The following is a 24,401-nucleotide window of genomic DNA, read 5'->3' on the forward strand; positions in this document are numbered from 1 at the left end:
TTCATCCATACATATATTGTCTCAAAAAGTCCTGGAGGGGGATTTTATGCGTTCTCTTTCACCCCTTTCCCGCCGGATCCTGAAAAAAGCCGGTATCGCCGCCGCTTTTTTCTGCTCCGCTTTTCTTTTTGGCTCTGTTCTGTCCCACTTTACCTGCCGTGCGCTCCGAAAGGCAGCCCCAGTTTTTCTCTCTGCTGCGCCGGAGACACCTGTTTCTTCCGTTTCGATGCCCGTCCTCTCCTCTGCTGCCGAAAACTGGGGGCTCTCCTTCCCGGAAAAAGGGAAGACTCCCGTCGGCAATGCTACATCCGAAGAGCTTGCCGCCTACAACGCCTGGTTTGCCGCTTCACCGGAAGAAAACATCATCTATCTGACGTTTGACTGCGGCTATGAAAACGGCAACACACCAACGATTCTTGATGCGCTCCAGAAGCATCAGGCTCCCGCGGCTTTCTTTGTTGTCGGCAATTTTCTCTCCGACCAGCCGGATCTTGTCAAACGCATGGCGGCAGAAGGCCATATCGTCGGAAACCACACCTGGTCGCACCCGGATATGTCCAAAATCTCCACGCAGGAAGCCTTCTCAGAAGAACTGAACCGAGTCTCCACACTTTATCAGGAAACCACCGGCCAGGAAATGGTGAAATTTTACCGGCCGCCGCAGGGAAAATACAGCACACAGAACCTGCAGATGGCAAAGGACCTCGGATACCAGACGTTTTTCTGGAGTCTCGCCTATGTAGACTGGTACCAGGATCAGCAGCCGACCCACGAGGAGGCTTTCAAAAAGTTGACCGGACGCATTCATCCCGGTGCCATCGTCCTGCTTCATAATACCTCATCCACCAACGCGGAGATTCTCGATGAGCTGCTGACGAAATGGGAAGAAATGGGATATTCTTTCGGCTCTCTCGATCAGCTCGCATCGAAATCTGCCTGAGGACCGGAAATACGGTTTCTCATGTATTTCTATCTTTCTTTTGTTCTGCTTTTTTTATCCTGCTTTCAAACCGGAATGCCTCCTCTTTTACTTCCTTCCAGAGCCGCAGCACACAGAGCAGGTTCGGCACCGCCATGCAGGCATTGGCAAGCTCCGCAAAATTCCAGACCGTTTCTGCCATGCAGACGCACCCGGCAAACGCTGCAAAACAGAAGAAAACACGGTAAACCATTCCGAAGCTATCCTTTTTCACCAGCCAGAGAAACGCCTGCTCCCCCTGGTATGCCCAGCCGGCCATCGTTGCAAATGCGAACAGCAGAATCCCGACCGCGACAACATAGCCTCCCGCCGGTCCGAACACACTTTCAAAGGCCTGAATTACCATCGCCGCTCCATCCGCTTTTTCCGCCTCCAGTATCCCCTCTGCCGCCCCGGTCACTCCAACGGCAAGGCCGGTCACAAGACAGATCACCATGGTATCAACGAACACACCTGTCATGCTGATGTACCCCTGCCGCACGGGATCGTCGGTCTGTGCCGCCGCAGCACTGATTCCGCCTGCTCCAAGCCCTGCTTCATTCGAAAACACACCGCGGGAAATTCCATACCGCAAGGCCGGCGGCAGCAGGGAAATTCCCGCACCCACCGCTCCTCCCGATACCGCCCGGAAAGAAAACGCGTCCCGTACTATCGCAAGCAGTGTCCGCGGAAGCTCTCCGGCGTGCAGACCGATTACCATTCCTGCCCCGCCCAGATAAAAGAGTGCCATTCCCGGTACCAGCACCTCCGCCGCTTTTGCAATGGAACGCAGTCCGCCTGTCACCACGAGCAGAAGAAGAATCGTCAGCACCAACGCGCTTTTTTCTCTTGCCACGCCAAACGTATCCTGCATCGCCAGCGCAATCGAGTTTGCCTGCGTCATATTGCCCATTCCGAGAGATACCAGCACGGTGCTTCCGGCAAAAAACACAGCCAGCATCTTCGCCAGCCGCTCCCCCGGAAATGCTCTGGTCAGCGTCACCATCGGACCGCCGCAGTATGTTCCGTCTTTTCTTTGCATCCGGTACTGCACCGAGAGAAAACTCTCAGAAAATTTCAAAGCAAGTCCCACAACCGCCGCCAGCATCATCCATCCCAGTGCTCCTGGTCCTCCAAGCGCCATTGCGGAGGCAACCCCCACGATATTGCCCGTCCCGATTTCCGCCGCAAGTTCCGTCATCAGCGATGCGAACGGCGAAACTCCTGCTTCTGTTTTCTCCCCGCTGTATCTCGCCTCACGGCCGAATGCTGTACGAAGCGCAAAGAACAACCGTCGAATGGGTAGCGCGCGAAGCTGGATGGTCAGAAAAATGCCTGTCCCAAGCAGCAGAAAAAGAAGCGGCGGTCCCCAGGCGGCTGCATTCACCGCTTTTAGAAATGCATTGATTTTTTCAAGCGTGGCCATATCCATTCCTCCCTGTACAAAGTTCCAAAGGAAAGCAGTTCCCGTCCCTCCATTGTTAAACGGTTTTCTGTCCATGCATCGCAATGTTTTCTCTGCACTTTATGCAGCACCGCACAAAAAAAGAACCCGACAGCAGCCTTACGGCCCGTCCGGTTCTTTCGATCTTCATCTTATTTTGTTGTATTCCGCTTCCGCCCGTTTTTCAGGACTCCTGCTCCTTTAAATCATCCGCCACGAGAACACCCGCTTTGAAGCCCATCAGCATCATCTCGAGCATTTCTGCATCGTAATTGCGGTATTTCAGGTAATAAAACAGCGAATCGAGATAATTCAGAAAGCCTTTTTTCGTCTCCGGACTTAAAATCACCCGTTTTCCGTCGCCCATCAGATATTTGGCAATCCGGGAAAAGACGAACTTTTCGTTCAGAAATGCCATCGCATCCGATGTCTCATCCTCCACCAGGATCTGGATCGGTTTTCTCCGCAGCAGCCAGTAGGTCTCATAGGAGATCACTTTCAATGAATTGATATGCTTTGCCTGATGAAAATGTTTCAGGCGGGAAATATCCGTGAAATAGTCCAGCACTGCATGGCTCAACAGCGACTCGCTGATCTGGATTTTCTCGCGGATGCCGAGACTCTTGGCAAATTCCTCGATTTCTTCGTAAAAAACAGCGTAACGGCTCTGGATTACTTCCTCGGAAAATTCTTCCAGAAGTCCGTCGTAGTTTGTGTATATTTTTTCTATTGTATTCATTTTTCCTCCCCGGGCAGATTCAGGATTTCATAGCAGAGTTTCGTCCGGACAAAGTCGGTATATTCGGTCATCTCGCGTTTTTCCATTGTTCCGTAGCGGATCGGCGAGGTATTTCCCATCAGATGTTTTCGGATTTTTCCGGCTTTGACTGCCGCCATCATATTCTCCGCAGAGTCCTCTGCTGCATGAGAGAAGCCCATGCGGCCCGTGTTTCTTCCATCCATTTTTTATCCTTTCCCATGTCTGAAAAGCAGTTTTATTCTTTCAGTATGCTCCAGACGGCATCATCCATCGTATGAATTTCATTCAGATCGCGTTTTTCCACCGCTGCCTTGACCTGCGGTTTTAATTCACGCTTGCGCACGATCGTTTCCTTGCTCTGGAACTTCTCATCCGGCACAACCTGGAGACGGCGGTAGAACGATCCCATCTCATCTCCCATGCCCGCCAGACGGTTCAGCAGCTCGGAAAACTCTGTCAGCATGGCGTTTCCCTTGCGCCGCGGGTAAAGAATGCTGTGGTCAATCTCTCCCCAGCCCTCCTCGAACAGCGTCTTAATCTGAATTTCAATGTAGACGCCGCGGTAAACGACAATGTAATGCACCGCACGGTAATGTTTCCGGTCCAGAATGTTCTCCTCCGGAATCCAGTTCACATAAATGTCGGCGTAATCGCCAAGTCTTGTATGGACTTTCGGCGGCTCTGCCATATAGCCCGATGCGTTCTGGTCGTAGTCACGGCCGTAATCACGGATGTATTTCTCCGGATCATTTTTAAACCAGTGCGTAATGTATTTATGGAAGTTTACCCAGTCCTCCCGATACAGCAAAAGTCCCCGGATTCCGATCAGATCTGTCACGTAACGCATATAGCTTGTCGAATCCATTTTCCGGTACTTTGCATAATTTTCTAGGCGCTTGCGCACCAGCTTTTCCACCAGATGTTCGGTGTCCTTCAGACGGCTGTGGTACGACTGCAGTCCGATCTCTTTTTCCTTGTCCTGCAAAAACTCTGCCACAAATTCTTTTCGGATCTTTTCCAGCGTCGGACGGCGCCGTTCATAATCATCCGCAATTTCCAGCAGTTCTTCCCAGGAAATATCTGCTTCCTCAAATTCCTGCGGCAGAATTCCGAATTTCTGCAAAAACTCGTCCTTTGTCAGATACACGTAGATTCCTCGCTCTCTTTGTCAATTCAACGTACAGGTTTCTTTTTTTCAGAACGCACCCCGGAGAAACCCGGCCCCGCTGCGTTCTGACGCACCGGAGAGATTATAGCACATTCATCCCCGCTTCACAAGTAAAATCTTTATTTAAGAATGCACATTTCCACTTTAATCTTTCTGCCAATTTCTTAAACTTTCCTTAAGCTGTCTTGATGTTTCACCTGCCCCATGGTAAGATAATCGTGACTTGGCAGAATTGTCTGCTGTTTACACTTACATTAAGAGGGAGGTCTTTTTTATGTGGACTCGAGAGGAACTGAAAACCCGCGGAAAAGCCGCATTTTTACGCAATTACTGGATCTGTGTGGTAGCCGCCTTGATTCTGACTCTGCTGGTCGGAAGCGGTACTTCTAATTCTGGAAATTCCAACAATGACAGCAATCAGACTAACTCGGTCGGTATATCTGGATTTACGATTTCTTCCGATAACTTCAATGTGGAATCCTTTGCAGAAAAATTCACCCCGCTTGGACCGGTTAAATTTGTTTTTACTGTCTTCAGCGGCATTGTACTTCTTGTCATTGGTCTTGCCTTTATTCTGATCCGTATTTTTGTTCTTGCACCATTTGAGGTAGGAGGCTCGAGGTTTTTCATTGAAAACTCGATGGAAAAAGCGGGACTTGGCAACATACTGTTCGGATTCCAGAACGGCTACTATGGAAAAACTGTGTGGACTCTGTTTTTAAAAAATCTTTATATATTCCTCTGGTCGCTGCTTCTTCTGATTCCTGGAATTGTGAAAGCTTATGAATACCGCATGGTTCCTTATCTTCTCGCCGACTACCCGGAACTTTCGACCGAAGAAGCATTCCGCATCAGCCGTGAAATGATGAACGGTGAAAAGATGAATACATTTATTCTTGATCTCTCCTTTATCGGATGGTATATTCTTTCCGGAATCACCTGCAATCTTGTCGGTATTTTCTATCTGTATCCGTACAAATATGCAACCGATGCCGAACTGTTCCTGGTTCTGAAACAGAATTACTTCTCCAGCCGGAGTTATGGCAATACGTATCAGGCTTACTAAACCGCACAAAAAATCAAGTGCTTCTCTTTTTCGGGAAGCACCTGATTTTTTATGTATTTCTTTTTAAATATCTCTTAGATATAATCTTTCATTTCAAAATACCGCATCAGAATATCGGCACAGTTCTCGATGCCAAGATCCGAGGTATTCAGGATCATATGGTAGTTATTGACATCGCCCCATGTCTTTCCGGTATTTTTATAATAATACTCGGCACGCTGCTTGTCTGTCTCTTCCAGCATCACCTCAGCCGCCTCTCTTGTCAGGGAAAACAGCTTCATGATACGTTTGATCCGGTCCTCTTTGTCCGCGCAGACATAAATATTGATGACGTTGCTTTTATCTTTCAGAAACTCCGAAGCACACCGTCCAATGATAATACACGGCTGTTTCGCCAGCTCGCGGATCGCATCCGCCTCAGATTCAAAGGCATTTTCACGCATGCCGTGCTCTACATCGTCCTTATCATATACCGGGATATGCAGTCTCTCGGAAAGTTCTTTCGCAATAATACTCGCCCCAGTACCAAACCGGCGGCTCATCGTAATAACTAAGTTCATTTGCCACTTCCTCCTTCGCACTTCTCATAACGCAAACAAACGCCTTATGACAAATCAAAAAATTTTTCTTTCGCTGTCTTTTATTATAACAAACCCCCACCGAAAACTCAAGGTTTTTCGACAGGGGCATGGATCACTCAGGCGATGGTGATTTCTTCTATTTTCTTTTTTGCGAAATGATTGAATGCCGCGATGACTCTTCCTGTGCAGACCATGGCTATAACAGTGCCGATTCCGATTCCTACCGGGCGGCCGGCATCGATGAGGCCGATCGCAAGGGAAATGACGATGGCGGAGAAATCAAAAAGATTTTTTCCGAAACCCATGTTCTTTCCGCAGCGCTCGCCGAGAACTCTTGCCAGGCCGTCGGCCGGGTTTGGGACGATGTTGACGTCTACGGTCACAGCGGCGCCGATTCCCGTAAGAATGATGGCAAGGACAAGAACGAGAAGCCGCATTCCCATCTGGTCAGGTGCCGGGAAAATCCGGTCGAAGATGGTGATAAAGGCGCTCGTCAGGTAACTTGCGGCAACCTGCAGAAGCTGGAACGGCGGGAATTTTCCTTTCAGCAGTACGATCTGTAATACGATGAAGATCAAATACGCCACGAAGACGGCGGTTCCTGTTTCATAGCCGAAGATCTGTGCCACGGCGTACGGCATGGAGATGATGGGCGATACGCCGAGGTTCGTCTTCGTATTCAGTGTGATACCGAGTGCCAGCACCATAATTCCAATCAGATAAAGCGCAATGCGCAGAATCCATTTCTTTTGTTTTTCCTGCATAATTTTCCCTCTTTTCTTTCTGTAACAACGCTTCTATCTTAACACACATCAGGGAAAATGTGCAGTAAGTCTATCGGATGCAGGATTACTCCTCCTCCAGCACACAGCCTTCTGGTGCATAAGTTTCAAAAAGCCAGTCCTCAAGCGCATTCAGATTATCATCGGAATGCTCGACCTCACGCGCATAGCGCCAGGAAAGCTCCTCGATGTCGTGCATGGAAAGCGTTTTTCCATTTTCCAGCCACCGTGCAACCAGGATTTCCTGAATCCAACGGACAGAGAACAGCGCGAGTTCCATTTTGGAACAGACCATATCGTCATAGACGGCGCCGCAGAAATAGGTGTAGACGAAAAACATCAAAAGCTGCTCACCGATGTTTTCCCACTCTGCACGGCGTTCACCTGCAGCGCCCCAGGTGCGATGGAATTCTTCACAGATGGCCTGATAAGCGGTTTCTCCGTTCTGATACAGCGCTTTTTCTGTGCCGTCAAGCACAGTATCCCATTCCGGACGAAGACGCTCGAGACCGCGGAGAACGGCAAGTTCCTTCACCTGGCGGTCATATGCATGAAAGGATGCAGCATCCACACCTTTTTCCGCAAGGCTCTCCGCCACGCACTCGCTTAAGGTTCCCTCTTCCAGATGCTTTTCATACTTCCGAAGCAGGTCATCGATATCATACTCCCGCTGCTCCTCCATACAGATCTGATACTGTTCTGCGAGCTGCTCTGCCGCCGTCATGCGCTCCTGCAGCGGCAGTTCGCGGTTCTGCAGAATCCGGAACAAAACATCTCTCGTGTCTTCCAGCTGGGAGAACATCATGAAGTCAAACTCTTCAAAATCATCCTCCTCGTCGGTCTCCTCCTCCAGAAAACGCACCGGCTCTTTGCAGGACAGGATAATCCGTGCAGCTTCCGGGCAGGAAAGGGACAGGGATAATTCACGCAGACCCTCGTACTCCTCCGTATGGCGCGGGTAAAGGCGGCAGGTGTCACATAAGGAATCCGGCCCCAGTTCCTTGTAAAGATCGCAGAGATTTTCATCATTCAGAAAGGCACAGCGGCGGTTGTTCTGGTAAAAACACTCTTCCTCCCAGTCGATCGAATTGCGCAGGCGCTTTCCAAACTCACTCTTCTCATTTCCATACCGCTCCAGGGAATCCTCGTCGATCACGATCTGCCAGCCGGCACAGCACGTATCCGGGCAGTCTCCGGCGGTGCATACAAACTGGTCGTAAAAATGTGGTTTTAAATATCTCATGCTTTTTTGTTTCCTTCTTTATATTTCTGTACGATCCACGCACCAGCCTCGCCGACCGGCATGCCGCTTTTTTCTGCAATTACTGCGGCACTCTCGTACTCTGGGTAAATTTTTTCGATCTCGCCGTGGCGGCAGATCTTGACTGTCACATGGCCGTACTCGGTTGCGATTGTCGCAAACTCGCGTTTCATCACGGTGCGCTCCATCCGGCAGCGGCGGATGCCGATTGTGGTGGTCTCGGCGAATATGATATTTTCCAACGTCTCCCGCGTTTTATCATCACAGATTACATCCAGCTGGTAAGCCGGGCGGTTTTTCTTCATATAGACCGGGATGTAATGGACATCTCTTGCGCCTGATCGCAGCAGTTTTCCCATGCAGTAGCCGAGCGCCTCGCCGGTGCAGTCATCAATGTTGCACTCCAGCTTCCAGATCGTATCTTTCTCGTCGTTTTCTTCTGTTTCGAGCATCATTGCACGCAGCAGTGACGGGCGCTCATACGTCCGTTTTCCGGCGCCAAGACCTGTTCTGGTACATTTGAAGGATGCCGGCAGTGTCTCTTTGGTACGGATTGCCGCAACAATGGCTGCTCCGGTCGGTGTGACCAGTTCACCCTGGATTCCGGTCGGAACGAGGGTCAGGCCATGTGCCTGTACGATATTTAAAACAGCCGGTACCGGAACCGGGATCATGCCGTGCTGGCATCTGACAAAGCCGCTTCCCTCGCTGAGACCCGTCACGATGACTTCATCCGGCGCCAGGTTATCCAGGCAGACAGCGGCAGCCACAATATCAACGATGGAATCGACAGCTCCCACCTCATGGAAATGCACCTGATCAAGCGGAACGCCATGGGCTTTTGCTTCCGCTTCGGCAAGAATCTGGAAAATCCGCTCCGCCAGCGCTCTTGCTCCCGGTGTCAGACCGCCGCTGCGGATAATCGCAAGAATCTCCGGCAGCCCGCGGTGCTCATGATGGTGATGATGCTCCCCTGTGTGATCGTGGTCATGGCTGTGCGCATGCTCGTGGTCATGATGATGCTCGTGATCATGTGGATGGTCATGCACTTCCGCCCCATCCCCGTGCAGATACGCCATATCGTGATCATGGTTCTCATGCTCTGCATCCAGAATCACATTGAAATCGCAGGCATCCAGCCCCGACTTTTTCACTCTTGTAATCGCAATTTCGTATCCCGGCAGTTTCAGGCTTTCCAGTGATTTCTCCAGTACTTCCCGGTCTGCTCCCAGGTCGAGCAGCGCTGCAACGGTCATATCTCCGCTGATTCCGCTCCCGCACTCCAGATATAAACTTTTACTCATCTTGATGTACTCCCATTCTGTTAATCTGTGTTGCAATATATCCGGCTCCATAGCCGTTGTCGATATTCACGACGGCAATTCCGTTCGCGCAGGAATTGATCATCGTAAGCAGCGCCGAAAGACCGTTCATGCTGGCCCCGTAGCCAACGGATGTCGGAACAGCAATCACCGGCTTGTCCACCAAGCCGCCGAGCACGCTCGCCAGCGCCCCCTCCATTCCGGCAACGGCTACAACGCAGTTGGCGCTCTGAATCGTATCGAGACGCGACAGCAGGCGGTGGATACCGCTCACACCGACATCGTAGATACGCTCAACGTTTGCACCGAAGTATTCTGCGGTCTGCGCCGCCTCCTCGGCAACGGAAATATCCGCAGTTCCAGCCGTACAGACCGCAATTTTTCCGATCCGCTTCTTGTCTTTCTTTTCTATTTTTAAAATATGCGACAGCGGATCATACACCACTTCCGGAAACTTTTCGCGGATCAGCTCATACTGATGCTCACTGGCTCTCGTTCCGAAGACCTCCCCATCCTGCTCGTACAGACGCGTAAAAATCTTCAGCAGATGTTCATCCGCCTTCCGCGCACAGAAAATGACCTCCGCAAATCCGCTCCGGATTTCACGGTGCGTATCCAGCTTAGCATATCCCATCTCCTCGAACGGCTCTTTTTTGAAATATTTCTCTGCCTCCTCGATCGAGATTTCGTTGTTTTTTACTTTTTCTAATACCTCTCTTGCCTCCAAAGCATTCACCTCGTTTTCGTTTTTTCCTTTTTTTCACACCCAAATACGATACAACATAAAAAGAAAGCCGAAACCTCTGCTTTGTCAGAACCTTCTCTTTTCTGACACCGCAAATCTCCAGCTTTCTTTATTTTAAACTATGAAGTGCACTTTAAGTCAAGCAGATTCTATACACAAGTATACCCTGCTTTCTGCGTTCCCGCAATGTTTTCTTTTCGCAGTGTGAGTCATCGTATAGAAATAAGAATCCCCGCCGATGCCGCCTCAAATGCCGCACCGCCGGGGATTCTGTAAGTTTAACTGTATTCCGCTGCTTTATTTCTCTGCTTCTCTTTTCTTATCCAGTTTTACATTGCGGAAGTACAGCACCATATCTACGGTGATCTCTGCAATGTTCAGGAAATAGAAAGCCCATGCAAGGAAAAAGATCCAGTCTTTGTCCGGATTGTTCATATAGCTGATAAATTTGTTAGCAATACCGAAAATATATCCGATCCAGATGAACACCTCAAAGTAAAGGCTCTTTCCTTTTGCTGTTCTTGAAGTCCAGGATTTATAAATGGACAGCGGCCAGGACAGGCCAAAGCACAGGATCATCAGTGCTTCCAGTAAGTGGCTTATCATTTCTACAGTCATGTTTTTCTTCCTCTTTCATTTCTTTTTCTGCCGAAAGTCGCTTGCAAGTGTTAATGCCCTGATGTCTTTTCAGCTTGAGACCTGTCTGAAATAATCAGACGGGTCTATGGTCTCTCTTGTATTTCGTCGTTACAAATGTAACCTTTAGTCTTCTTTATGCGCTTCTAAGTATTCTTTTCTTCCCATCTCATACAGATTATTTCCGTCGCAGTCGATGATAACAAAAAGCGGCATGTCTTCTACTTCCAGACGGCGAAGTGCTTCTGCGCCAAGATCTTCGTATGCGATCAGCTCTGCTTTTTTGATGCATTTTGCAAGCAGTGCGCCGGCTCCGCCGATGGCTCCGAAGTATACGCCATGATATTTCTTCATGGCTTCTACAACTTCCGGAAGACGTGCGCCTTTACCGATCATTCCTCTTGCGCCTACGGACATCATGGTCGGAGCATACGCATCCATACGGCCGCTGGTGGTAGGACCTGCAGATCCGATGACCTGGCCTGGTTTTGCAGGGGTCGGTCCTACGTAGTAAATCGTAGCGTCTGTCGGATCAAACGGGATTTTTTCTCCTCTTGCGAGCGCTTCACACATTCTCTTATGTCCGGCGTCACGGGAAGTATAGATAGTTCCGGTCAGATATACGGTATCTCCGGCATGCAGTGTTTTTGCCAGTTCTTCTGTTAAAGGCAGCTGAATATGTTTTTCCATGATCAGATCACCTCCGTTTTATGACGGGTAACATGGCAGTTGATGTTGACTGCACACGGCATTCCCGCAATATGAGTCGGCATTGTCTCGATATTGAGGCCGATGGCTGTGGTTTTTCCGCCAAAGCCCTGCGGTCCGATGCCGAGTTTGTTGACTTTCTCCAGCATTTCTTTTTCCAGATCTGCGTAGAACGGATCCGGGTTCTCGGAATCGATCGGGCGCATCAGTGCTTTTTTCGCAAGCAGTGCACATTTATCGAAGGTTCCGCCGATACCAACGCCGACTACCATAGGCGGGCATGGGTTCGGGCCTGCTGTCTCAACAACTTCCAGGATGAAATCCTTGATTCCCTGAAGACCTGCGGACGGTTTGAACATACGGATCATACTCATATTTTCGCTTCCGAAGCCTTTCGGGCCTACGGTTACTTTGATCTGATCGCCAGGAACGATCTCGGTGTAGAGCATAGCCGGTGTATTGTCGCCGGTGTTTCCTCTTCTGACCGGATCTTTGACAACGGATTTTCTTAAGTATCCTTTGTCATATCCTCTTCTGACACCTTCGTTGACTGCCTCTGCAAGATCTCCTCCTGCGATGTGCACATCCTGTCCGATTTCCAGGAAAACACATGCCATTCCGGTATCCTGGCAGATCGGCACGTTCTGTGCGTCTGCGATCTCATAATTTTCTACGATTTTGTCCAGAACACCTTTTGCAATCTCGCCATCCTCGCAGGCACGGCAGCCTGTGATGGCACATTTTACGTCTTCCGGAAGATGGTAGTTTGCTTCGATACAAAGTTTCTCTACCACATCCGTAATGGTACTAGCCTGAATTTCACGCATGGGATTCTCCACCTTTCTTTCCTTGCTATTTTATCATACCGATCATCCAATGGATTTTCAGCACGGAAAGCGTGTCCAGGGACAGTATTTCTGCCCCGGGCCACGCTTTTTCGCGGTTACTGCATTTTACAGGTGTCTCTTTCCTGCATAATCCGGCAGAAGCTGCGGAGATACCATACCGGTGTCAATGCCTGCCTCTTTTAAGGTCTCAGCATATTTCTCCACATGATCCAGATTCATCTTTCCAAGTGTTACGTCTTTTGCTTTTGCTGCTGCAGCTTTTCCTGCATCACGGCCAAATACGATAACATCCAGCAGAGAGTTACCCATCAGACGGTTTCTTCCGTGGATTCCTCCAACTGCCTCACCTGCTACGAGCAGGTTGCTTACGGTGTTGGTAAAGCCTTCGCCGTTGATTTCCAGTCCACCGTTCTGATAATGCAGCGTCGGGTAAACCAGGATCGGCTCTTTTCTCATATCGATGCCATACTGCATGAACATACGGAACATAGCCGGGATTCTCTTCTCAATGGTGCCTTCTCCGTGGATCAGCTCGATCATTGGAGTATCCAGCCATACAGCCTTGCCCTGTGGAGTCTCAACGCCCTCGTTGCGGTCGTCGGAGCACTCGCGGATGATACTTGCTGCAGATACGTCACGGGTTTCCAGCGGATGCATGAATGCTTCGCCGTCTACGTTTACGAGCATTGCGCCCAGAGAACGTACTTTCTCGGTTACCAGAGCACCGAAGATCTGAGCCGGGTAAGCAGCTCCGGTCGGATGGTACTGAATGGTATCCTGATACAGAAGCGGAGCGCCTGCACGGTATCCAAGGATCAGACCGTCAGCGGTTGCACCGTAATGGTTGGATGTCGGGAAGTTGTTGTAGTGAAGACGTCCCGCACCACCGGTTGCGATGATAACGGTTTTTGCCTTTGCTACCTGGTACTCGCCAGTCTCCATGTTCTGGAGAACAGCACCTGCAACCTGTCCCTTATCGTCTTTGATCAATTCTACTGCGGAAGAGAACTCGATCACCGGAATACCGCGGTTGATGACTTCATCACGCAGTGTTCTCATGATCTCTGCTCCAGAGTAGTCACGGCATGCATGCATACGTTTTCTGGAAGTTCCGCCGCCGTGCGTAGTTACCATACGGCCGTTCTCATCTTTATCGAACATAACGCCGAGGTTTTCCAGCCAGGAGATTGCATCCGGAGCTTCCATTACGAGCTTGCGGAGCAGTTCCGGTCTTGCAGCAAAGTGTCCGCCGCCGAACGCATCCAGATAATGCTGTGCCGGGGAATCGTTTTCTTTGTCCGCTGCCTGGATTCCACCTTCTGCCATCATGGTGTTTGCATCACCAATTCTCAGTTTGGTGGTAATCATAACGTTTGCGCCAGCCTCGTGAGCCTCGATAGCTGCAGAAGAACCTGCTCCACCGGCACCGATAACCAGTACATCTACGTCATAATCTACTTTGTCAAGGTCGATGTCAACACCGAGGATACGGCTGTTGGACTCCAGCAGATAGCCGAGCTCTGTCGGAACTTTCTCGCCTTTGTTCGGACCGACTTTCAGGGTGATGAAGCCTTCCTCTTTATAGTCCGGATGATATGCTGCAAGAAGGGCATCTTTCTCATCCGCTGTCATTCTTCTTGGCTCTGTTGCCATTCTCTGGGCTCTGGTAGCTTCTACCTTTTTAATAGAGTCCTGCATATTGGCCAGTGTATACATTCGAAATTCCCTCCTTATTTCTCGATCTCACGGTTGTTGTAAAGTTCCTGCATTTCTTCGATCGGTTTCTGCATAACCTGCTCGATCAGATCATCGAATTTTCCTTCTTTGATCTCTGCTACACGGTTCTTTACATGTTCAGACTTCGGAGCAATGTATTTTCCGTTCAGACGTCTTGCCAGTTCTCCTACCATCGGATGGGAGATACCAGCCGGACAGCGGGATGCACAGATTCCGCAGCCGATGCAGTCGAAGGACTCTTCTGCACATTTCTTGAAGTCGCCTCTCTGTGCGTATGCAATATACTGCATAACGTTCAGGCTCTGCGGACATCCTTTGGTACATGCATTACATCCAACGCAGCTGTAGATTTCCGGATACAGATCCATCATGACTCTCTGCTCTGCGCTGATCTCTTCAATATCGTAGGTTCTCTTGTCGATCGGATAGAACGGAAGGCTTGCGATATACATACCGTCTTCTACCTGTGTCTGACATGCCAGACAGGTTTTCAGCTCATTCTTTCCTTTGATTCTGTAGATGGTCGCACATGCACCGCAGAATCCGTGACGGCATCCGCATCCGCGTTTTAACTGATATCCGGCGTACTCCATAGCGGTCATGATGGTCAGATCGCCAGGTACGGAATACTTTTTGCCGTAAACGTAAATATTTACCATTTCCTGCATTTTCTTCAACCTCCGTTTAATATTCGTTCGGTAATTCGTCAATCTCGTCGCAGCGGAAAACCGGGCCGTCTTTGCAGACGTATTTGTCTCCGATGTTGCAGCGGCCGCATTTTCCGATACCGCATTTCATACGAAGCTCCAAAGTGGTGTAAACCTGTGTTTTCTCATAGCCCAGCTCCTGAAGTCCCTGAAGAACAAATTTGATCATGATCGGCGGTCCGCAGATCAGAGCTGTTTTGTCAACAGACATATTCAGTTCTTTTACATAGTTCGGAACGAATCCTACATGGCCGTCCCAGCCTTCCTGTTCACGGTCAATCGTCAGATGCACGTTGACATCTTTTGCTTTCGCCCATACTTCCTGGATCTCTTTTAACTGTACCAGATCGTCTTTGGAACGGGAACCGTAAACGATATCTACGGTACCGTAGTTATCACGATTGTCCAGTACGTAATTAATAACAGAACGCAGTGGAGCAAGTCCGATACCTCCGGCGATGAACAGCAGATCCTGTCCTTTTAATACGGTTTCTACCGGGAAATGATTTCCATACGGTCCACGAACCAGGATTTCATCTCCTACGGACATGTTGTGAAGATAATTCGTTAAAGTACCGCACTCCTTGATGGAGAACTCCTGGTACTCTTTGTTTGTCGGGGAAGAGGTAATGGAAAACAGTGCCTCTCCGACACCCGGTACACAGAGCATTGCGCACTGGCCAGGCATATGTTCAAACAGCTTGGTGCCGTCCGGACGAACGATACGGAATGTTTTTACGTCCGGTGTTTCGCGGCGGATATCTGTGATGATACCGACCTGCGGCAGCAAAGCGTTTTTCTTTTCTTCGCTTCCACAACTACAATTGCACATTTACTTGGTACCTCCCATGCGTTTGATTACTTTGACAATGTTCAGCGACTGCGGGCATTTCTCTACGCAGCGTCCACATCCGACGCAGGAATACATTCCGTCGTTGTTGTCCGGGAAGTATACCAGTTTGTGCATGAAACGCTGACGGAAACGCTGCAGCTGTGTGGTACGGTTGTTTCCTGCTGCCATCATGGTGAAATCAGAGTACATGCAGGAATCCCAGCAGCGGTAACGCTGTACACCGTTTCCGGTGTTAAAGTCTTTGATATCGTAGCACTGGCAGGTCGGGCAGGAGAACGTACAGGTTCCGCAGCCTAAGCAGGCATCGGAAAGTTCTTTCCACTTCGGATCGTCAAAACGTTCTTTTGTCTTGCCAACGCCCCATCCCTCGAGGGAAAGGTTGCTGTTTGGCATCTTGTCGATCAGAGTACGGATTGCTTCTTTCTCAGCCTCTACTTCTTTGGTAAGATCCTGCTCGGTCAGGTAAGCTTTTACAAGCTCGGTCAGTTTCTGGCCTTTTTCGGTTTTTGCTTCCCATGCATAACCGTCAGCTACCTGCCACATAGCAACATCTGCTGCCGGTTCTGCAGCATCGATGCCGAAGGTTTTACAGAAGCAGCTGTCTTCCGGCTCATGACAAGCCAGGGAAACAACGATGCCGTGCTCTCTTCTTGCTGCATAGTAAACGTCTGCAGGCTCGCTTAAGAAAACGCGGTCCAGAACATCGAACGCTCTGACATCGCACGGACGAACGCCGAAGATAGCAAACGGTGCGTCTTTTAATGCAGCCGGTTCAATGCTGGTTTTATTTGCCTTCTGATAGCAGGAGTAAAGAATTTCACTCTGCGGGAAAAAGGCATCTTTCGGGGATTTTACGGTTTTTAAGGTATCGAGATCCACGTCTGCGTCCTCGGTCCAGAAACCGAAATTGGTAATTCCATTGTTTTGTACCGGAAGGAAAAGATCCATCTCCTTTGCAACAGCGGCAAGGAGCTCCGGCATTTTTTCTCTGCTAATCTGATACATCCCTTAACCCCTTTCCTTAACGATACTTGGCTCTACATCTTCCTGTGTGAAGTTGGTGAGCGGTGCACGGCTGTCGGTATCGGCGCCTGCCTGATACTCTCCGTAGAACTCGTCGATATCTTTGATGAATTTACGGTTCAGCAGGTGCAGCGGAATGTGCTGCGGACATACACGGGAACACTCGCCACAGTCGGTGCAGCGTCCGGCAACGTGGAATGCACGGATAATGTGGAACATCTGCTCTTCAAATGTAGTCGTATTTGCTTTCTGTGCGGTATCGTAACGGTCATTATCGAAGACACATTTGATACAGCTGCAGGCCGGACATACGTTACGGCATGCATTACAGCGGATACAGCGGGACAGTTCGTTCTGCCAGAATGCGAAACGCTCTTCCGGAGCCATTGCCTCGAGCTTCTCAACCAGTTCAAAACGGCCTTCTTTTGCCGGTTTCTCTTCGTCGCAGTTCTCTGCCAGCTCGTCGTAGGCAACGTGTTTTCCGCCCTTGCAGGCTTTGCATCTTTCCAGGATAACATCCTCTCTTGCGAGCTCTTTGTCGCCGTAAACAGTTGCCACTTTGATGGTATCGCCGTCTTCTGTTACAGCGGTAATACCCTTGCATCCTGCTTCACGGATCTTTTCGATATCGAGTTTTCCATCGCAGCCGATGCCGACGATATAGGTTTTCTCGCGATCCACACGATGCTCTTTGATTAACTGATTAAAGCTGTAAGTATCACACGGTTTTAAGAAAACGAGTGTTTTTCCTTCTTCTTTCGATGCTTTAATCATGTATTTGCTAAGGTTTGCGCCGCAGAATCCGTCGTAGGTAAACTCGGAAAGGCTCTCGGCAGTCTCGAAGAATGCAGGCTCTGCACTGAAATCAGTGTCACCTTTTCTCCAGCCAAGAACACGGACTACGGTACCGTCAGACAGAAGCTCTTTTGCGCGGGATACTAATTTTTCTTGCATCGTAAATCCTCCAATCTGACATTCTTACCAAGGCTTGTAACCTGCTCGATGAACTCGTTCATGGTCTGGGAGAATTTCACACCTTCTGCGGCGGATACCCATTCCACACGGGTACGTCCGTTCTCAACGCCCATGTAATCCAGCATGGAGAACAGCAGGGTCATACGTCTTCTTGCATAATAGTTTCCTGTGCTGTAATGGCAGTCTCCCGGATGGCATCCGCAGAGGATGACTCCGTCAGCGCCCTTCTGGAATGCTCTTAAGATGAAGAGCGGATTGACACGGCAGGAACATGGAACACGGATGATCTTTACGTCTGCCGGATAGGAAAGACGGCTGGAACCTGCTAGGTCTGCTCCTGCGTAGGAGCACCAGTTGCAGCAGAATGCCACGATGACTGGCTTAAATTCTTTGTTTTCGTTGTTATCTATCGGCATATTGCATCTACCTCCGCGAGAATTTGTCTATTGGAGAATCCTTTCAGGTCCATAGCGCCGGACGGACATGCAACGGTACATGCACCGCATCCATGGCAAAGTGCGCCGTTAACGACTGCCACATGTCTGGTTTCACGGATTCCATGGTCGTTGACCTGACGGTCTTCGTAGGAAATTGCGCCGTATGGGCAGACTTTTTCACAGGATGCACATCCATTACAGAACAGCGGATTGGATTCTGCTGTACACGGGTTGGTGGTCAGTTTGTCTTTTGCCAGCAGTCCGACTACTTTGACAGCAGCAGCTCCTGCCTGTGCAACGGTCTCCGGGATATCTTTCGGTCCCTGGCATACGCCGGAGAGGAAGACACCTGCGGTCGGGGACTCTACCGGACGCAGTTTTGCGTGTGCCTCAGTAAAGAAATCGTTGGTATCCATACTTGCAGTCAGCATGGTAGCCAGTTTTCTTGCATCTTTGCTCGGCTCGATAGCAGTTGCAAGGACAACAAGGTCTGCTTCCATTTTGATCTGACGGTTGTCAAGCAGGTCGGAACCCTGTACCAGAAGACGTCCGTTCGGAGCCTCGGATACTTTTCCTACCTGGCCTTTGATGTAGTCTACATTGAACTCTTCTACCGCACGGCGATAGAACTCATCGAAGTTTTTACCCGGGGTACGAACATCAATGTAGAAGACATGTACGTTGACATCCGGATAATGGTCACGCACCAGCATAGCCTGTTTTGCGGTGTACATACAGCAGATCTTGGAGCAGTAGCTCTTTCCTCTGCAGGTCACGTCACGGGAACCGACACACTGGATAAATACGATATCCTTCGGATGCTCGCCGTTGGAAAGACGTACTACTTTACCGCCTGTCGGGCCGGCAGCATTCATCAGACGCTCCATCTCAAGGGAGGTAATTACGTCTTTGCTCTGGTTGTAATAATATTCGTCAAACTTGTCCAGACTGATGGTATCGAAACCAGTTGCCACAACAATTGCGCCGTACTCTCTGGTGATTACTTCATCTTTCTGGTCGTAGTTTACTGCACCTGCTGCACAGACTTTGGAGCAGATACCGCATTTTCCGGTTTTGAAGTGGATACAGTTTGCAGTATCAATAACCGGTACGTTCGGAACTGCCTGTGCGAACGGTGTGTAGATTGCAGTACGGTTGGACAGGCCTCTGTTGAACTCGCTCAGGTTCTTCTTGGAAGGACATTTCTCCTGACAGAGTCCGCATCCGGTACATTTGTCCATATCTACGTATCTTGCTTTCTTACGGATGTCTACTTTGAAATCACCGACGAATCCGCCAACGCTCTCTACCTCGCTGTAGGTATAGATGTTGATCTTCTCATGCGCGTTTACCTCTCCCATACGAGGAGTCAGGATACAGGAAGAACAGTCGAGGGTCGGGAATGTCTTGTCAAGCTGTGACATTCTTCCGCCGATACTCGGGGTCTTCTCTACGATATCTACTTCATAGCCTGCATCTGCGATATCCAGTGCAGTCTGAATACCTGCGATACCGCCTCCGATCACCAGCGCACGTTTTACAACGCGGCTCTCGCCCGGGGTAAGCGGGGTATCCAGCATAACTTTAGCAACGGCTGCACGGGCCAGAATTACGGCCTTCTCGGTAGCCTCTTCCATGTCTTTATGAATCCAGGAACACTGCTCACGAATGTTTGCAATCTCCAGCTGATACGGGTTCAGGCCCGCTTTTTCTGCTGCTTTGCGGAACGTTCCTTCATGCATACGCGGAGAGCAGGAACAGATGACAACGCCGGTCAGATGCTCATTCTGAATGGCATCGATCACTTTCTGCTGACCTGTTTCGGAACACATATACTGATAATCCTCTGCATGAACAACACCCGGCTCTTTGCTGATGACGTCAACAACTTTTTTGACATCAACCGTAGCCGCAATATTTGTACCGCAGTGGCAGACAAATACTCCTATTCTTTGCACTTTTCTCTCACCTTTCTGTGGATGGGTTGTTTTTTACTTTCTATATTTACGGAATGCACTCATCAGAAGCTGCTGCGGAGTCTCATCATCCAGAAGAGCCGGAATTTCATCCGGAGAAAGATAATTCTCTCCTCTCTGACGGATCACGGAAAGACGAACTGCCTCGATCAGTTTGGCAGGTTTTACGTCTCTTGGACAGCGCTCTACACATGCGAAGCAGGAGAGGCATTTCCAGATGGACTTGGAGTTCATCAGTGCTTCCACATCGCCGTTCTGTACGTAAGATACAAACTGATGCGGACGGATGTCCATTTCGTTATAAGCAGGACAGGATGCGGAACATTTACCGCATTTCATACATTTTCTGGTATCCACACCGGCGATGGCACGGATTTCATCGGATGTTGCAATTTTCATGCCTGCACCTCCTCTTTGATGCCGAGTGCTTCTGCAAGAAGCTCGGTAAAGTAGGTAACCGGAAGACCTTCTTTTGTTCCGTTATTGCGCAGGTTGTACATGCAAAGCGGACATGCAGTGATCAGTTCTTCTGCTCCTTTGTAGGATGCGGATGCCATGATCTGGTCTACCATGTTGGATGCCATTTTCTTTTCTTTGAGGGATATGTAGCCGCCGCAGCACTCATTTCTCATCGGATATACGACCGGTGTTGCGCCAAGGGCCTTGATAAAGTCTTCAATGATTGTCGGATTTTCCGGATCGTCAAACTGCATTGTGGTGCTCGGACGAAGCAGCATACAGCCGTAATATGCGCCGATTTTTCTTCCTTTTAATGGATTTACCACTTTCTCTTTGATCTTGTCAAATCCAACGACGTCACGCAGCACTTCCAGATAATGAAGTACTTTCGTTTCGCCAAGATATGGCTCGGAAAGAGCCATGTAGTTGTTTACTTTTGTCTGAATGTCTTCTACATTCGCCATGTCATCGTTTACGCGTTTGATCACGTGATGACAGGCGGAACAGACTGTGATCAGATCCTGTCCTTTTTCTTTGGCGTCTGCTAAGGCGCGAACCGAAGAAAGTTTTGTGGCGATTTCATCGGATGCCTGTGGATACACAGCTCCGCAGCACTGCCAGTTTTCAATTTCTTCCAGTTCAAATCCCAGAACTTTTGCGCACTCTCTGGCATAATGATCCAGATCTTTTGCTTTGTTCTTCAGCGTACAGCCCGGAAAATAACTGTAGGTCATGGAATTGCTCCTTTCTTACTTGCTCCTGTTGGTTTCCATTTTTCCTGCGGTATCTTCTGTCCGGCACCGGAAAAGTTTCCGGTACTCTTTTTATGTACACCCGGCGGAAAATTTCTTCAGGCGCACGTTAAGGCAGTGGGAGATACCGCTCTTTCGCACTTTCTGCCACTGCCATAAATTTTATGTTTTGAGCTTATTGCCCGCTCTTAGTGCTCGATCTGTGCGATAACTGCTTTTAATGCGTCGGCACTTGCTTTGAGTTTTTCTACTTCCTCTTTTGTCATACGCATCGGAATCTTGCCCTGTACGCCTTTCGGTCCAACGAGGGTCAGTGTGCTTAAGCATACATCCTCGATGCCGTACTCACCGTGCATCATGGAAGATACGGTTGCTACAGAATCGGAAGAAGAAAGAATGGTTGCTACCAGTTTGCATACTGCAACAGATACTGCATAGAAAGTAGCTCCTTTGTTTGCAATAACCTGTCCGCCGGAAGTTCTTACGTACTCCAGCATAGCATCTTTGTCGATCTTGGTTACGTTCCTGCCCATTTTTTCTACGGTCTCGTAGTACTCGTCCAGACTGACACCGGAAACGTAAGCGCCGCTCCACGGAATGAAGGAAGTATCGCCGTGCTCACCGAATACGTAAGCGTGGATGTTTTTCTGGGCAATGTTGAGGTGTTCAGACAGTCCGCAGCGAAGTCTCGCGGAATCCAGCATGGTACCAGAACCAAGGATCTGGTTTTCCGGAAGTCCGGAGATCTTTGTAAACACGTAGGTCATGATATCAACCGGGTTGCTTACAATGATGTAGATGGCATTCGGAGCCGCTTTTACGATTTCCGGTGTGATGGATTTTAAGATGTTTACGTTGGTCTGGGTCAGCTCAATACGGGTCTGGCCAGGCTTTCTTGCAATACCGGAAGTAATAATTACGATATCAGAGTCCTTGGCATCCTCATACTCACCTGCGATGATGGAGACCGGATCGCGGAAGCAGGTACCCTGCGCGATATCCATAACCTCTCCCTCTACTTTTTTCTTGTTAATATCGATGAGAACAATCTCAGACGCGATGTCTTCGTTCGACAGTGTATAGGCGATCGTAGATCCAACGCTTCCAGCTCCAATGATGGTAATCTTGCTGCTCATAAATACTCCTTTCTAAAATACCCCTAGTTGGTTTTTGTGATTGATAAATTTTTCACTTTCCTTATCATAGCACTATGACAAGAATTTAACAAGTGTTTTTTTCGAGCATTTTCGTGAAATCTTTTTTCTCACTGAGCCCGTACGCTTCCAGAAGGGGTGTTCTGGATATATTTCAATACAATTATACCATTTTTTGTTCTTTTTCACAAGAATTCTTTCCAAAAACTTACAGCTTTGTCCTTCATCCCGCAGAATTCGTCTTTTTCCGCATGGTTCCCGGGTTTTTGCTTTCTGTGTTTAGTTTCACAAGTCTAACTTTCGTTCGTTATATTTTTAACAACTTTTCGTCATACGGGCTAGTTTCTGTCCTTCTTTTCTACATTTTGTAGGATGTATCCGCCAAATTTCCTGTCTGATTTTCATTTCTGCTGCCGCCAGACGCAAAAAAGACACGGATTTTTCTGTTCCGTGTCTTTTTTGCTCTGTTTTTTCTGTTTTTGCTTCTATTCTTCTGTTTCACGAGCCGTTGCCGCTTCGGCAAATGCATTTCCATATTCGGCAAGCGCCTCTTTTGCATAGACGGCATCTGACCGGTACGGCACATTTCTGTTTCCGACGTGCATCGTCACGTCCGCGCCTTTTCCAAGGATCAGAACAACCTCTCCCGGTACGGCGCCAAGAATCGCCTCCCGGATTGCTGCTCCGCGGTCCATGCGGATCTGGAAGGATGCACCTTCCTTTGCTATGTACCCGCCGATCTCCTCACAGATCGCCTGCGGATCTTCGTTTCCCGGATCATCCGGTACGAGGAAAATCCGGTCCGCCCGTTTTCCGGAAATCTCACCCATATCTTTTCTGCGGTTGAATGCTTTTCCGCCCGGGGTTCCGAACACAACGCTTACGCGGCTCCCCGGGTATTCGAGTGCTACGGTATCAAACATTTTTTCAAAACTCAGGCCATTGTGCGCGAAATCCACGATCGCCGTGACCTCGCCCGCGCTGCTCTCATACGTCTCCATCCTTCCCGGAACGGTGACGCCAAGGAGGCTTTCCTTGATCAGCGAAACCGGGATTCCCATCGACCAGGCAGCCGCAATGGCAGCTACGGCATTCTCCACATTGAAGGCTCCGTGCACCGGCAGGGTAAAATCTTCCGAGAAATCCGGTCCTGCCACATGGAAATAGAATTTTCCTCTGCCCGGCTTGATATCACTCACGCGGATTACAGCATTTTCTTTTGATCCAAACGTAACGACGCGCTCACATTTTGCCGCAGCTTTCAGGATTTCCCCGATATGGTCGCTGTCCAGGTTCACGCAGGCGCAGGTGCAGCGGTCGAAGATCTTTAATTTCGACTGGAAATAATCATCAAAATCCTTGTGCTCCGTCGGGCTGATGTGGTCCTTGGAGATGTTCAGGAAAATGGCGGTATCAAAATGCGTGTTTCCGACTCTCTCGTATTTGAGCGCCTGGGAGGATACTTCCATCACCATATGGGAAAGGCCTGCATCTACGGCATTGCGCATATGGCGGCACAGCTCCAGGGATTCCGGCGTGGTGAGCGTTGATGCTTCTCTCGTCTTTCCGTCGTAATATTCAATCGAACTTAATAGTGCACATCCGTTTCCGCCCTGTTTTTTCAGGCAGGCATCGAGCATCGACTGCAGGTAGTAGGCTGTCGTTGTCTTTCCTTTTGTTCCGGTCAGCGCCGTGACATGCAGCGACTTTGCCGGATAATCGTAAAACGCCTCACCCAGCACAAACTGTGCTTTTCTGGCATCGTTGACGATGAGCGCCGGAATTTCTTTTCCCGCTTCGTATTCTTTTTCACTTACATAGGCAACAGCACCGCGGTTTACGGCGTCTTTTAAGTATGCCTCTTTGAATGCAGCTCCTTTGCAGAGAAACAGCGTTCCCTGATCCGCTCCGCCCGAAAAATACGTTACGAGGGTAACGGGTCTGTCCTCTCCTTCTTTTCCTTCCGGCTCTGCAAATTCCACCAGAAGGCCTTTCTGCTCCAGAAGTTTCTTATATTCTAATACCGACTGTTTCATAGGATATCTTCCT

General features: G+C 49.3%; 25 protein-coding genes. 2 read left to right on the forward strand and 23 right to left on the reverse strand.

Annotation, left to right across the window (positions count from 1 at the left end):
* Positions 1-46 precede the first annotated feature (46 nt).
* On the forward strand, positions 47-940 hold the full coding sequence (locus DWX00_RS07555; protein ID WP_243037984.1) for a polysaccharide deacetylase family protein: 894 nt from the start codon (positions 47-49) through the stop codon (positions 938-940).
* Positions 941-959: 19 nt separating this feature from the next.
* Here the strand turns inward: DWX00_RS07555 and DWX00_RS07560 are convergent, their stop codons facing one another.
* From DWX00_RS07560 to DWX00_RS07575, 4 genes are all read right to left on the reverse strand, one after another.
* Positions 960-2,384 (reverse strand): alanine/glycine:cation symporter family protein, encoded by a 1,425-nt coding sequence (locus DWX00_RS07560; RefSeq protein WP_158554960.1) that lies wholly within the window; start codon positions 2,382-2,384, stop codon positions 960-962.
* A 202-nt stretch (positions 2,385-2,586) separates the two neighbouring features.
* Positions 2,587-3,141: a hypothetical protein gene (locus DWX00_RS07565; protein ID WP_022461914.1), complete on the reverse strand. Its 555-nt coding sequence runs from the start codon at positions 3,139-3,141 to the stop codon at positions 2,587-2,589.
* Positions 3,138-3,365 carry a hypothetical protein gene (locus DWX00_RS07570; RefSeq protein WP_055227506.1) on the reverse strand — a complete coding sequence of 76 codons (228 nt, stop codon included), beginning with the start codon at positions 3,363-3,365 and terminating at the stop codon, positions 3,138-3,140. Before DWX00_RS07570 ends, DWX00_RS07565 begins: the two co-directional genes overlap by 4 nt.
* Before the next feature lie 32 nt (positions 3,366-3,397).
* The gene (locus DWX00_RS07575; RefSeq protein ID WP_226906353.1) at positions 3,398-4,309 is read right to left on the reverse strand and encodes a GTP pyrophosphokinase; all 912 of its coding nucleotides are present in this window, start codon (positions 4,307-4,309) and stop codon (positions 3,398-3,400) included.
* Between the two features lie 295 nt (positions 4,310-4,604).
* Between DWX00_RS07575 and DWX00_RS07580 the strand changes: the two genes are divergently transcribed.
* A complete protein-coding gene (locus DWX00_RS07580) occupies positions 4,605-5,396 on the forward strand; it encodes a DUF975 family protein (protein WP_117509207.1) in 792 nt (263 codons plus the stop codon).
* Between the two features lie 74 nt (positions 5,397-5,470).
* Here DWX00_RS07580 and DWX00_RS07585 read toward each other — a convergent pair whose 3' ends face one another.
* From DWX00_RS07585 to DWX00_RS07675, 19 genes are all read right to left on the reverse strand, one after another.
* A complete protein-coding gene (locus tag DWX00_RS07585) occupies positions 5,471-5,956 on the reverse strand; it encodes a cytidylate kinase-like family protein (protein WP_022461910.1) in 486 nt (161 codons plus the stop codon).
* Between the two features lie 137 nt (positions 5,957-6,093).
* Positions 6,094-6,741 carry a YczE/YyaS/YitT family protein gene (locus tag DWX00_RS07590; RefSeq protein WP_117509208.1) on the reverse strand — a complete coding sequence of 216 codons (648 nt, stop codon included), beginning with the start codon at positions 6,739-6,741 and terminating at the stop codon, positions 6,094-6,096.
* An 85-nt stretch (positions 6,742-6,826) separates the two neighbouring features.
* Positions 6,827-8,002: a flagellin lysine-N-methylase gene (gene fliB, locus DWX00_RS07595; RefSeq protein ID WP_055265399.1), complete on the reverse strand. Its 1,176-nt coding sequence runs from the start codon at positions 8,000-8,002 to the stop codon at positions 6,827-6,829.
* Positions 7,999-9,324, reverse strand: coding sequence for a nickel pincer cofactor biosynthesis protein LarC (larC, locus tag DWX00_RS07600; RefSeq protein WP_117509209.1), 1,326 nt, complete (start codon positions 9,322-9,324; stop codon positions 7,999-8,001). The genes fliB and larC overlap by 4 nt, the downstream gene beginning before the upstream one ends.
* Positions 9,317-10,069, reverse strand: a complete 753-nt coding sequence (larB, locus tag DWX00_RS07605) for a nickel pincer cofactor biosynthesis protein LarB (protein WP_055219567.1) — start codon at positions 10,067-10,069, stop codon at positions 9,317-9,319. Before larB ends, larC begins: the two co-directional genes overlap by 8 nt.
* Before the next feature lie 315 nt (positions 10,070-10,384).
* Positions 10,385-10,705: a hypothetical protein gene (locus DWX00_RS07610; protein WP_022461179.1), complete on the reverse strand. Its 321-nt coding sequence runs from the start codon at positions 10,703-10,705 to the stop codon at positions 10,385-10,387.
* A 144-nt stretch (positions 10,706-10,849) separates the two neighbouring features.
* Positions 10,850-11,413 carry a Fe-S-containing hydro-lyase gene (locus tag DWX00_RS07615; protein ID WP_117509210.1) on the reverse strand — a complete coding sequence of 188 codons (564 nt, stop codon included), beginning with the start codon at positions 11,411-11,413 and terminating at the stop codon, positions 10,850-10,852.
* A gap of 2 nt (positions 11,414-11,415) precedes the next feature.
* Positions 11,416-12,258 (reverse strand): fumarate hydratase, encoded by an 843-nt coding sequence (locus DWX00_RS07620; RefSeq protein WP_055265393.1) that lies wholly within the window; start codon positions 12,256-12,258, stop codon positions 11,416-11,418.
* Between the two features lie 126 nt (positions 12,259-12,384).
* Positions 12,385-13,995 (reverse strand): FAD-binding protein, encoded by a 1,611-nt coding sequence (locus tag DWX00_RS07625; protein ID WP_055265391.1) that lies wholly within the window; start codon positions 13,993-13,995, stop codon positions 12,385-12,387.
* 14 nt (positions 13,996-14,009) lie between these two features.
* Positions 14,010-14,684: a 2Fe-2S iron-sulfur cluster binding domain-containing protein gene (locus DWX00_RS07630; RefSeq protein WP_055265389.1), complete on the reverse strand. Its 675-nt coding sequence runs from the start codon at positions 14,682-14,684 to the stop codon at positions 14,010-14,012.
* Positions 14,685-14,700: 16 nt separating this feature from the next.
* Positions 14,701-15,555 (reverse strand): FAD/NAD(P)-binding protein, encoded by an 855-nt coding sequence (locus tag DWX00_RS07635; RefSeq protein ID WP_022461174.1) that lies wholly within the window; start codon positions 15,553-15,555, stop codon positions 14,701-14,703.
* Positions 15,556-16,581 (reverse strand): 4Fe-4S dicluster domain-containing protein, encoded by a 1,026-nt coding sequence (locus DWX00_RS07640; protein ID WP_117801696.1) that lies wholly within the window; start codon positions 16,579-16,581, stop codon positions 15,556-15,558.
* A 3-nt stretch (positions 16,582-16,584) separates the two neighbouring features.
* Positions 16,585-17,553, reverse strand: a complete 969-nt coding sequence (locus tag DWX00_RS07645) for a 4Fe-4S dicluster domain-containing protein (RefSeq protein ID WP_055265384.1) — start codon at positions 17,551-17,553, stop codon at positions 16,585-16,587.
* Positions 17,538-17,990, reverse strand: coding sequence for a hydrogenase iron-sulfur subunit (locus DWX00_RS07650; RefSeq protein ID WP_055265382.1), 453 nt, complete (start codon positions 17,988-17,990; stop codon positions 17,538-17,540). Before DWX00_RS07650 ends, DWX00_RS07645 begins: the two co-directional genes overlap by 16 nt.
* Positions 17,981-19,969, reverse strand: a complete 1,989-nt coding sequence (locus DWX00_RS07655) for a CoB--CoM heterodisulfide reductase iron-sulfur subunit A family protein (RefSeq protein ID WP_118594949.1) — start codon at positions 19,967-19,969, stop codon at positions 17,981-17,983. Before DWX00_RS07655 ends, DWX00_RS07650 begins: the two co-directional genes overlap by 10 nt.
* 33 nt (positions 19,970-20,002) lie before the next feature.
* Positions 20,003-20,386, reverse strand: a complete 384-nt coding sequence (locus tag DWX00_RS07660; protein ID WP_055219367.1) for a 4Fe-4S dicluster domain-containing protein — start codon at positions 20,384-20,386, stop codon at positions 20,003-20,005.
* A complete protein-coding gene (locus DWX00_RS07665; RefSeq protein ID WP_022461168.1) occupies positions 20,383-21,180 on the reverse strand; it encodes a CoB--CoM heterodisulfide reductase iron-sulfur subunit B family protein in 798 nt (265 codons plus the stop codon). Before DWX00_RS07665 ends, DWX00_RS07660 begins: the two co-directional genes overlap by 4 nt.
* 206 nt (positions 21,181-21,386) lie before the next feature.
* The gene (locus tag DWX00_RS07670; RefSeq protein ID WP_055219369.1) at positions 21,387-22,334 is read right to left on the reverse strand and encodes an L-lactate dehydrogenase; all 948 of its coding nucleotides are present in this window, start codon (positions 22,332-22,334) and stop codon (positions 21,387-21,389) included.
* A gap of 503 nt (positions 22,335-22,837) precedes the next feature.
* Complete coding sequence (locus DWX00_RS07675; RefSeq protein WP_118594950.1) at positions 22,838-24,388, reverse strand: Mur ligase family protein; 1,551 nt, start codon at positions 24,386-24,388, stop codon at positions 22,838-22,840.
* Positions 24,389-24,401: the final 13 nt, after the last annotated feature.

The organism is Blautia sp. AF17-9LB (assembly GCF_003479185.1).
Classification (GTDB): domain Bacteria; phylum Bacillota; class Clostridia; order Lachnospirales; family Lachnospiraceae; genus Fusicatenibacter; species Fusicatenibacter saccharivorans.